4 protein-coding genes are annotated in these 8,411 nt (G+C 62.5%); 3 read left to right on the top strand and 1 reads right to left on the bottom strand.

Translation table 11 applies throughout. The features are described 5' to 3' along the window. A partial coding sequence (locus tag BMF89_RS07775) for a DUF3417 domain-containing protein (protein WP_366214762.1) occupies window positions 1-402 on the bottom strand: 402 nt, incomplete at its 3' end. A 62-nt stretch (window positions 403-464) separates the two neighbouring features. Between BMF89_RS07775 and BMF89_RS07770 the strand changes: the two genes are divergently transcribed. The 3 genes from BMF89_RS07770 to BMF89_RS07760 are packed head-to-tail and all read left to right on the top strand — an operon-like array spanning window position 465 to window position 8,033. Beyond that, the gene (locus BMF89_RS07770) at window positions 465-2,543 is read left to right on the top strand and encodes an alpha-1,4-glucan--maltose-1-phosphate maltosyltransferase (protein ID WP_290439670.1); all 2,079 of its coding nucleotides are present in this window, start codon (window positions 465-467) and stop codon (window positions 2,541-2,543) included. A gap of 5 nt (window positions 2,544-2,548) precedes the next feature. Further along, the gene (treS, locus tag BMF89_RS07765) at window positions 2,549-4,345 is read left to right on the top strand and encodes a maltose alpha-D-glucosyltransferase (RefSeq protein WP_078106529.1); all 1,797 of its coding nucleotides are present in this window, start codon (window positions 2,549-2,551) and stop codon (window positions 4,343-4,345) included. A gap of 10 nt (window positions 4,346-4,355) precedes the next feature. Further along, the gene (locus tag BMF89_RS07760; RefSeq protein WP_139359594.1) at window positions 4,356-8,033 is read left to right on the top strand and encodes a 1,4-alpha-glucan branching enzyme; all 3,678 of its coding nucleotides are present in this window, start codon (window positions 4,356-4,358) and stop codon (window positions 8,031-8,033) included. Window positions 8,034-8,411: the final 378 nt, after the last annotated feature.

The following is an 8,411-nucleotide window of genomic DNA, read 5'->3' as shown; positions in this document are numbered from 1 at the left end:
CGAGAAATACGCGATGCACGCCGGGGCATCCGCACCCAGGCCCTGGTACCAGCGCGGCTCGCTCAGATACCGGTCCAGATCCGCGGCCGCATGCTGGACACGCTCTACAAGTTCATTGTTGGAAGCAAGTTGGTCGAGCTGATCGCGGCTGATTGACCCGAGGAGGCTGATTGGATCGTGACGACTTTCCTCCCACAATTCCTGGTCAAGGCTCGCAAAAAGCTCGCGGGTAGGTCGGTGCCACGACCAGCGCAGATTCGTCGCGAGACGCGCGAGCGGCTGGATCGGCTCGGGGAGCAAGGTACGGACGGTAAACCTTCGAATTGCCTTCACGAGCGCCACACTAATCCACTCGGTGGACGGCAGGAACAGCTTTCGGTTTCTTTTAGGTAAATGACACATTGCGGGGAAGAGTCTGGGCTACCTCTTCGCAAAATGTGATTTTTCTCGCTAACGTCGAGGTTGTGACCACTACTGCAGCGCCCCGATCCAGCTCAGCATCCAAGTCCAAGCAGAAGGCCGGTATCACCGAAGGTCTCAGGTTCGGCAGATTCCCGATCACGGCTGTCCAACCCGTGATCGAGGAAGGCCGGTTTCCGGCCAAGGCCTTGCCTGGTGAAGATTTGGTGGTCGGCGCCACGGTCTTCCGTGAGGGCCACGACCAGCTGGGGGTGAGCGCCGTCCTGCTGGACCCGAAGGGTAAAGAACGCCAGCGTGTGCGGTTTGCACCTGCACCGGGTGAGCGCGGTAAGGGAACAGACCGTTGGGAGGGCCTGCTGACCCCGACGGCACCTGGAGCCTGGACTTTCGCGATCGAAGCCTGGCACGACCGCTACGGCACATGGCACCACAACGCCGAAGTGAAGGTCGAAGCCGGCATCGACGTGGAGCTGATGCTCGCTGAAGGCGTCGCCCTCCTCGCGGAAGCGGCGGGAGAGAGCTCGCGAAGCGCGGCGGACAAGCGCACCCTGCGCGCTGCCTCCGAAGGCCTCGCCGATACTTCCAAGACTGCCGAGGAGCGCCTTGCCGCCGGCTTCAGCACGGAGGTCGCGGCCGCCGTCGAGCGCCAGCCGATCCGTGAATTGGTGACCGTCTCGGAACAATACCCGCTCCTCGTGGAGCGCGACCTCGCCGGACGGGGCGCCTGGTACGAATTCTTCCCCCGTTCCGAAGGTGCCGTTTTCGATCCCTCCACGGGAGCGTGGACTTCGGGCAACTTCACGACAGCGGCCAAGAGGCTCGACGCCGTTGCGGACATGGGCTTCGACGTGATCTACCTGCCGCCCATCCACCCGATTGGCTTCCAGCACCGCAAGGGACGCAACAACACCTTGACCCCGGGTCCGCAGGATCCCGGCTCACCGTGGGCCATCGGCTCTGAAGCCGGCGGCCACGACGCCATCCACCCGGAATTGGGATCCTTCGAGGATTTCGACGCTTTCGTGGCCCGCGCCAATGAGCTGGGCCTCGAGGTGGCGCTGGACTTGGCGCTTCAGGCAGCCCCGGACCACCCTTGGGTGAAGACCAACCCGGAATGGTTCACGACCCGCGTGGACGGCAGCATTGCCTATGCCGAAAACCCGCCTAAGAAGTACCAGGACATCTACCCGCTGAACTTCGACAACGATCCCGCCGGTTTGTCCAAGGAAATCCTGCGGATCGTGTTCCTCTGGGTAAGCCACGGCGTGAAGATTTTCCGCGTGGACAACCCCCACACCAAACCGGTGTGGTTCTGGGAATGGCTGATCGGCAAGGTCAACAAAAAGCACCCCGACGTCGTTTTCCTCGCCGAAGCGTTCACCCGCCCCGCGATGATGCACGCCCTCGGCCGGGCAGGTTTCCAGCAGTCGTACACGTATTTCACGTGGCGGAACACCAAAACCGAACTGGAATCGTATTTCCAGGAGATCAGCCACGAATCCCCGGCGTACTTCAGGCCCAATTTCTTCGTCAACACCCCGGATATCCTCACCGAATACCTCCAATACGGGGGTCCGGCCGCGTTCCGCATCCGCGCAACATTGGCAGCCACGGCCAGCCCGCTCTGGGGCGTATACGCCGGATTCGAGCTGTACGAGCACGTGGCGCGTCCGGGTGCCGAGGAGTACATCGACAACGAGAAGTATGAGTTCAAGCACCGCGATTGGGATGCCGCGGCGGCCTCGGGGCACAGCCTGACCCCTTACATCACGAGGCTTAACGCCATCCGGAAGGCCCACCCGGCCTTGGGTGACCTGCAGAACCTGACTCTGCATCACAGCACGGATGACGCCACTGTGGTGTTCTCCAAGCACAAGACGTTGCCTGACGGCAGCAAGGACACCTTGATCATTGTGGTCAACGTCGATCCGCACGGCATCAGGGAAAGCACCGTGACCTTGGATCTCGCCGCACTTTCGCTGGATCCGGCCGACTTCACCGCCAATGGACGCTTCTGGGTGGATGATTTGGTCAGCGGCGAAAGCTGGGAGTGGGGCGAGTACAACTACGTCCGACTGGACGCGCATCAAGAACCGGCACACATTCTCAATATCCGGAGGTAGCCTTAGTGAGCTTTAATCCGCAGGGTCAGAGTCAGTACTTCACGCCGAAGAACACTTTCGAGCTGAATGCCCCGGGTCTTCAACATGACCCCCATTGGTATCGAAAGGCAGTTTTCTACGAGGTTCTGGTGAGGGCCTTCGCGGATGCGAACGGCGATGGTTCCGGTGACTTCCACGGTCTGATCGAAAAGCTGGATTACCTGCAGTGGCTCGGAGTGGACTGCTTGTGGCTGCCGCCGTTCTTCGATTCGCCTTTGCGCGATGGTGGTTACGACATTTCCGACTACACGTCCGTGTTGGACGAGTTCGGCACCATCAGCGACTTCAAGCGGCTCGTGGCCGAAGCCCATGCGAGGGGCGTGCGGGTCATCATCGACCTCCCGCTGAACCACACCTCGGACCAACACCCCTGGTTCCAGGAGTCACGTAAGAACCCGGATGGTCCGTTCGGTGACTTCTACGTGTGGAGTGACACCGACGAGAAGTACCAGGACGCGCGCATCATCTTCGTGGATACGGAAGAGTCGAACTGGACGTTCGATCCGATCCGCCGGCAGTTCTTCTGGCACCGCTTCTTCAGCCACCAGCCCGACCTGAACTTCGAAAACCCCAAGGTCGTCGAGGCTCTGCACGACGTCGTCAGGTTCTGGCTGGACCAAGGCATTGACGGATTCCGGGCAGATGCCATCCCGTACCTCTTCGAAGAAGAGGGCACCAATTGCGAAAACCTGCCGGCCACCCACGGTTTCCTGCGCGATCTTCGGAAGATGGTGGACGAGAACTACCCGGGCCGTGTGATCATCGCCGAAGCCAACCAACCGCCGCACGACGTCGTCGAATATTTCGGCACGGAGGAAGAACCGGAATGCCACATGGCCTTCCACTTTCCCATCATGCCGCGCCTGTACTATGCGCTCCGCGACCAGAAGGCCGCCCCCATCATCGAGACGCTGCGGGACACCCCGGGAATCCCGGCCGGCGCCCAATGGGGCACCTTCCTGCGCAACCACGACGAACTCACGCTCGAGATGGTCACCTCCGACGAACGTGCCGCCATGCTGGGCTGGTACGCCCCGGACCCGCGAATGCGCGCCAACATCGGGATCCGGCGCAGGCTTGCGTCGCTGCTGGACAACTCCCGCTCCGAGATCGAACTGATCAACGCGTTGCTGCTTTCCCTTCCGGGCAGCCCGTTCTTGTACTACGGGGATGAAATTGGGATGGGAGACAATATCTGGCTTGACGATCGCGACGCCGTCCGCACGCCGATGCAATGGAATCCGGACCGCAACGCAGGGTTCTCCAACGCCGACCCCGGAAAGCTGTACCTGCCTGTCATCCAGTCGCTGGTCTACAACTACAGCATGGCGAACGTCGAGGCCGAAGCGGCCCATTCCGGATCGCTCCTGCGCTGGACACGGCAGATCCTGAGTGTCCGGAGGAACCACGCGGCCTTCGGGCTAGGCGGCTACCGGAACGTTCCGGCAGACCATGAAGTGGTCCTTGCCTATTTGCGCGAACTCCGGGAGGACAATCCGGAAGGCGAGGACGCCGAGTCGATCCTGTGCGTTTTCAACCTGTCTCAGCATCCGGTTGCTACCACTTTGGACATCCCTGAATATGCCGGAAGAGGCTTGAGGGATGTGTTCGGAGGCCAACCGTTCCCAGGAATCGGCGCCGATGGCTCCCTGACCCTCACGCTCGGCAGCCACGACTTCTTCTGGCTTCGGATACGTTCGGCGGGTTCCACCGCCTCGTCGCCGTACACCCAGGCCATCCCAGTGCTCTCCATCGAAGGCTGAGATGAGTCTCATGGCGCCCACCACGGTCCTGGCCTCCCTGCTCAAGGAATGGCTGCCCCGGCAGCGCTGGTTTCCGGTCAAGGCGGGGTTATTCGAACTGGATTTGGTCGGTTCGTTCTCCCTTTCTGCGCCCTCCTCCGGGACTGGGTTGGAAGTCCAGCTGATCTCCGTCGCGTATGCCACGGCTGATGGCGGTCGGCAGACCGACATCATCCAAGTACCGCTTAGCTTTCGTTCCGCGCCCTCGGCCGCTTTTGCACCTGCCTTGGTGGGTCAGATCGGTGGAACAAGCGAGCAGAACCCGCCCGTGTGGGTATACGACGCCCCCCACGATCCTGACTTTGTGACGGCAATGCTGGATCTCATCCGCGGGCAGGCTTCGGCCGAACCCGGGGAGGGGGAATGCACGGCGAGCGGACATACGGTTCCCGGCAGCCTGCGGCTGCCCACCGCCTCAGGCTCCGTGCGTGTCTCTTCCGGCGAGCAGTCCAACACGTCAGTGATCGTCGACGACGGCATGTCCGCGGCGATCGTGAAGATCTTCCGGGTGCTGTCAGTCGGCAAGAACCCGGAGGTGGAGGTCGGCGCGGCCTTGACCTCGGCGGGAACCAAGGAAGTGCCCTCGACCCTTGGATGGATCACGGGAACATGGGAGGTACGGACACCCCTGGGACGGCACGGCACAGCTTCGGCCGATTTCGCCGTGGCCCACGAATTCCTTGCGGGCGGCCAGGACGCTTGGCGTCTCGCCGTCGACGCCGCGGCATCGGGCACTGACTTTGCCGCCGAAGCCCGGCAGCTGGGCCAGGCGACTGCCACTGTGCACCTGCGGCTCGCGGAAACCCTCGGAACCGCCCGGGAACGCGTTCCGGGCCAGGACATCGCGCCCGAAGTAGTCCGGCGTGTCCGCCAGTCGTGGGCTGAGGCCGGTACCGCCGTCGGGCCCCATGAACAGCAGCTTGAGGCACTTCTGACGCAACTGTCGGGCAAGGAAGCCGGGACGCTGCAGCGCATCCACGGCGACCTTCACCTGGGCCAGATCCTCTTGGTGCCCGGTGCAGCGGGAGAACCTGCGCGGTGGGCGATCCTGGACTTTGAGGGCGAGCCCCTGAGGCCGATCGAGCACCGTAATATTCCCGACGTTCCCCTGCGGGACGTCGTAGGGATGCTGCGCTCCTTTGACTACGCGGCCGGTGCGGCCATCCGCGAGAACCCGGGCGCCCGGGTTCCCGCAACGTGGGTTGACGACTGCGCCGAGGCGTTCCTGGCGGGCTACAGCGACATCACCCCTGGAACCATTGACCGCCGCTCGCCGCTGTTTGTGGCATTGTGGCTGGACAAGGCCTTGTACGAGGTGATCTACGAGCTACGGAACAGGCCGGACTGGTTGCCCATTCCGGTCAATGCTTCGCGGCAGCTCCTCGGAAACACGAGCCCCGGCACGGATGCCGCGGCGACATCGGAAGGTAAGGAAATGACAGGCTCAGCACGTACCGAACGGCCCCGAGTCCCGCTGTATGTGGACGCCGCTACCCTGGGCCGGGTGGCCGCGGGCGCACACCACGCACCGCACTCGGTGCTGGGCGCCCACCTTGACGACCACGGTCACGTCACCATCCGCACGGTCAAGCACCTCGCGGCGGAAGTTGCTGTAGTCACCGAAGCCGGTTCCACCCCGATGACCCACGAGACCGACGGCGTCTGGGTGGCGGTCCTCGAACCGCTGCAGCAGGGCCATGTCCCGGACTACCGCCTGGAGGTTGTCTACGGCGACTCCGCGCCGGTGACGATCAACGATCCCTACCACTACCTTCCAACCGTGGGCGAAGTGGACCTGCACCTCATCGGAGAAGGTCGGCACGAACGGCTTTGGGACACGCTGGGCTCGCACGTCCAGCACTACCGCTCCCCGCTCGGCGATGTGGACGGCGTGTCCTTCGCTGTCTGGGCGCCCAACGCGCAGGCAGTCCGCGTCAAGGGCGACTTCAACTCCTGGGACGGGCGTGAACACGCCTTGCGTTCCCTCGGGTCCTCGGGGGTCTGGGAAGTCTTCATTCCCGGGGTTGTAGCAGGGGCGTGCTACAAATTCGAGCTGCTCACCAAGGCAGGCCATTGGGTGGAGAAAGCAGACCCGCTCGCCTTCGGCACCGAAGTTCCGCCCTTGACCGCGTCACGCGTCGTGGAGTCCGGGTACCGCTTCAAGGACGACGCCTGGATGACGGCGCGCGCCAACAAGGATCCGCACAACTCGCCCATGAGTGTCTACGAGGTCCACCTAGGTTCCTGGCGTCTTGGCCTCGGGTACAAGGAACTGGCCAAGGACCTCGTGGAATACGTGAAGTGGCTTGGTTTCACCCACGTCGAGTTCATGCCCGTGGCCGAGCACCCCTTTGGCGGCTCATGGGGCTACCAGGTCACGTCCTACTTTGCTCCGACCTCCCGCTTCGGGCATCCGGACGAGTTCCGGTTCCTGGTCGATTCACTGCATCAGGCGGGTATAGGCGTCATCTTGGACTGGGTCCCGGCACACTTCCCGAAGGACGCGTGGGCCCTCGCCCGTTTCGACGGGGAACCACTGTACGAACACTCGGATCCCCGGCTTGGCGAGCACCCGGACTGGGGAACGCTCATCTTCGACTTCGGCCGCAGAGAGGTTCGCAACTTCCTGGTCGCGAACGCCTTGTACTGGCTTGAGGAATTCCATATCGACGGACTCCGGGTGGACGCAGTGGCCTCCATGCTCTACCGGGACTATTCGCGCGAGGAGGGGGAGTGGTTCCCCAACGTCCACGGCGGACGCGAGAACCTGGAAGCCATTTCCTTCCTCCAAGAGGTCAATGCCACGATCTACAAGACCCACCCGGGAGCAGTCACCATCGCCGAGGAATCCACGGCGTTCCCCGGCGTCACCGCGCCCACGAGCCACGGCGGCCTGGGATTCGGCATCAAATGGAACATGGGCTGGATGCACGATTCCCTCAAGTACATCGCCGAAAACCCGGTGAACCGCCGCTGGCACCACGGCACGGTGACGTTCTCCATGGTCTATGCCTTCACGGAGAACTTCCTGTTGCCCATCAGCCACGACGAGGTAGTTCACGGCAAGGGATCGATGCTGCGCAAGATGCCTGGCGACCGCTGGCAGCAGCTTGCCAACCTGCGGGTGTTCATGGCTTACCAATGGGCGCACCCGGGCAAGCAGCTCATCTTCATGGGCACGGAATTCGGCCAGGAAGCCGAATGGTCCGAGCAGCACGGGCTCGACTGGTTCCTTGCCGACATCCCGGCGCACCGCGGACTGCAATTGCTTACCCGCGAGTTGAACACGCTGTACAGCTCGACGCCGGCCTTGTACGTCCGGGACAACGAGCCAGGCGGTTTCCAGTGGATCAACGGGGCGGACGCTGACCGCAACGTACTGACCTTCATCCGGTGGGACCACGATGGCAATCCCTTGGTGTGCGCCGTGAATTTCTCGGGAGCTCCGCACCAGAACTATGTGCTTGGAGTCCCGTCCGCCGGCGCATGGAAGGAAGTGCTCAACACTGACGCTGAGGCATTCGGAGGCTCGGGTGTGATCAACGCCGGTGAACTGCTTGCCACCGCACCCGGAGCGGAAGGACTGCCTGCCGCACTGACCGTCACCTTGCCGCCGCTTGGGGCTTCCTGGTTCACTCCTGCGGGGTAGTTGTTCTGCATTTCTGCGAGTGAAGGGTCCGGAAGCCATGAGTTTCCGGGCCCTTCGCGTGGATCTTGAGGGTGGTCGCTGAAGGGGCAGGAAGCCGTCTGACGGGGCTTTTGCCTCCCCGGAGAACTGGTGGTATAGTTAGTACCCGCGCTGCTCCCCAGTGGAGATCGGTGAAGTTGACTGAGTTCCTCGTGAAGATCAAGTCAAGAACGCTGATTTGACTAGGAGGCAAGCAGCCGGTAAGTTTTAAAAGTTGCTCCGGAGCGATCTTGGACCCCTTGTGGGTGTGGGTGGTGCCGGGTGTGTCTGTTGTTTGAGAACTCAATAGTGTGCCAAGTTTGTTGATACCGATTTGTTTTTATGGATTGGTTGATTTTG

It is taken from the genome of Arthrobacter sp. SRS-W-1-2016 (assembly GCF_002009585.1).
GTDB lineage: Bacteria > Actinomycetota > Actinomycetes > Actinomycetales > Micrococcaceae > Arthrobacter > Arthrobacter bambusae_A.
This window is presented reverse-complemented; position numbering and strand designations above follow the sequence as displayed.